At 69.0% G+C, this 2,346-nt stretch carries 3 protein-coding genes; all 3 read left to right on the forward strand.

Features of this window, described 5'->3' with window-relative positions:
* The first annotated feature begins 128 nt into the window (after positions 1–128).
* The 3 genes from WBA11_RS05935 (at position 129) to WBA11_RS05945 (ending at position 2,188) form a co-directional block, all read left to right on the forward strand.
* On the forward strand, positions 129–638 hold the full coding sequence (locus tag WBA11_RS05935) for a DUF3833 family protein (protein ID WP_424519789.1): 510 nt from the start codon (positions 129–131) through the stop codon (positions 636–638).
* Between the two features lie 238 nt (positions 639–876).
* Positions 877–1,545: a hypothetical protein gene (locus tag WBA11_RS05940; RefSeq protein ID WP_424519790.1), complete on the forward strand. Its 669-nt coding sequence runs from the start codon at positions 877–879 to the stop codon at positions 1,543–1,545.
* A 70-nt stretch (positions 1,546–1,615) separates the two neighbouring features.
* The gene (locus tag WBA11_RS05945) at positions 1,616–2,188 is read left to right on the forward strand and encodes a class I SAM-dependent methyltransferase (protein ID WP_424519791.1); all 573 of its coding nucleotides are present in this window, start codon (positions 1,616–1,618) and stop codon (positions 2,186–2,188) included.
* The last annotated feature ends 158 nt before the right edge of the window (positions 2,189–2,346 follow it).

A 2,346-nucleotide genomic window follows, 5' to 3' on the forward strand; every position in this document is an offset into this window, starting at 1 on the left:
GTCGAGGACGGTGCCGCCGGCGAGAAGGAGGTCGAGAGCCATGGGTGTTCGAAAGAGGGTCCGGGAAACTACCGGCGACGGGGACCTCGGCGTGCCCGGCTGGGTCCGACGCGTTCCTCATCGTCGACATGTCACGTCTCGTCGCTCTCGCCCTCGTCGTCTTGTCCGGCTGCCTTCCGGCACAGCCCCGTCTCGCCCTCGAGACCGAGCCGCCGTTCGACGTGTTCGCGTTCTTCCAGGGCGAGACGGCCGGACTAGGCGTGCTGCACATTCGAGGACGCGCGCCGGTCCCCGTCGAGGTCGAGAGCGTCGGGACCGTCCTCGAGAGCGGCGACCTCGAGTTGGTCCAAACCATCACGCGCGGCGACGACGAGCCGTACCAGCGAACGTGGACCTTTCGCGCCCTCGGGGACGGCCGGTACACCGGCGACTTGACGGAGGCGACGGGTCCCGTCGAGGCCGAGGCGTCGGGCAACCGCTTGGTGATCGGCTACCGAACAGGGCGGTTCACGACGGTCTCGCAGACCCTCGCGTTGCAGCCAGGCGGGCGGCTGGCGCTGAACCTGCTGTCGGTGCGGGTGCTGGGGGTCCCGGTCGCTCGGCTGACGGAGCAGATCCGTCGCGTCGAGGACGAATGACGACCTCGAGGCCGCCGGAGGGTTGGGCGACAATGACCGAGGCGATTCCGTCCCCGGGTCTGGTCGGATTCCCCCGATTTCGGGCACCTCAATCTTGGTCACCGGTCCCGTCCGCCGTTCGGCGGCATCGCTCCGCCGCTCACCGGTTTCCGTCGCAGCCGGCGGTCGCGAGAGGGTACCCTTCCGCCCTCCCAACGGCCAGACGCAACGGCACGCCGTCGCGTTAGCCCCTAGCTCCATGCGCACCGCACCCCTCGTCCTCGCGTTTCTTCTGGCCATGAGCGCGCAGGCCCAACCGATCGAGGGCGCGCGCTCGACCCTCAAGCGTGTCTACAACCTCGTACCTCCCTCCGAGCCCGACGACCGCCCCGTCGGTGCCCTCCGTCGATCCGAGGTCGAGACCTACGGCCTCGACGGCCGCAGGCTTCGCGTCGAGTGGCGCGGACCCGACGGGGCCGTTCAGCTCGCGTTCATGGAGCTCTACGACCACACGGGCCGATCCGTAGGGGCCGTCTACTTCGAGGGCGGCGAGCTCGACCCGAACCTCGAGCGGAACGAGTACACCCCGGGTGCCGCGCCTGGAACGACCGTCAAGCGCGTGACCTACTTCGGGGCCGACGGGGTGACAACGTCCATCAACGAGTTCGTCCTCGACGCCGACGGTCGCGAGTTGGTGCGGCGCTACGGCGACGCAGAGGGAACGGTCCGTGGATCCGACACGATCGACTACGACGGCGTAAACCAGACCGGCTACGTGACGGAGTCGGCCGACGGGTCGAGGAGATCCGAATACGTGTACCGCGTCGAAACGGTCGACGAGCACGGAAACTGGACGAGCCGGACCGTCGAGCGAGACGGCGAGCCGAGGCTGTTCGAGACGAGAGAGATCGAGTACATCAGCGAGTAAGTCGCGCCCGCCTCTCGACCTCGAGGGCGGCTGGGCAGCCGTAGCTCAAGAAACATCGCATCCACACGCCATGCGCGAGTACGACCTGATCGCGGAGTGGTATGCCGAGACCCGCGACCTCGACGTCGGCATCCCGGACCTCGATGTGTTCGTCCGGGGACTTCCTCCCCACGCGCGAGTCCTCGACCTCGGATGCGGACACGGACTCCCCATCGCCCAGCGCCTGGTCCAGCTCGGCCTCGAGGTCGATGCGCTCGACAGCTCGCCGGAGATGGTCGCACGATTTCGGGCCAACCTCCCAGGCGTCGCGGTTCAGTGCGGGCGCATCCAAGACGCCCACGTTGCCCCCGCTTCGTTCGACGCCGTCGTGGCGTGGGGCGTCCTGTTTCACCTGTCGGCCGCCGACCAACAGTGCGCCCTCGAGGACGTTGCCTCGTGGCTCGTGCCCGGCGGCCGGCTCCTGTTCACGTCCGGCGACCTCGAGGGCGAGCGCACGGGCGAGATGGACGGCGTCGTGGTCCACTACGTCTCGCTCGGCGTCGACGGCTACCGCGAGGCTCTCGGGCACGCTGGGATGCGCCTGGTCAGCCACCACAAAGACGCGTGGGAGAACGACGCGTACGTGGCTGAGAAACCGGAGTAGCACCGCCAGCCGCCGCACGCACCGTCCGTTCGGAGGCGCCCTCGAGGCCGAGCGCGTCGCCGACGCTGTGACACGGGCGTCCCGACCCTACAGCGCGACCTCGTCGAACGCGCCCTTGCCGTCGTTCCCGCCTCGCGAGCCCTTCAAGGCCTGGACCG

Source organism: Rubrivirga sp., from assembly GCF_049648075.1.
Classification (GTDB): Bacteria; Bacteroidota; Rhodothermia; order Rhodothermales; family Rubricoccaceae; genus Rubrivirga.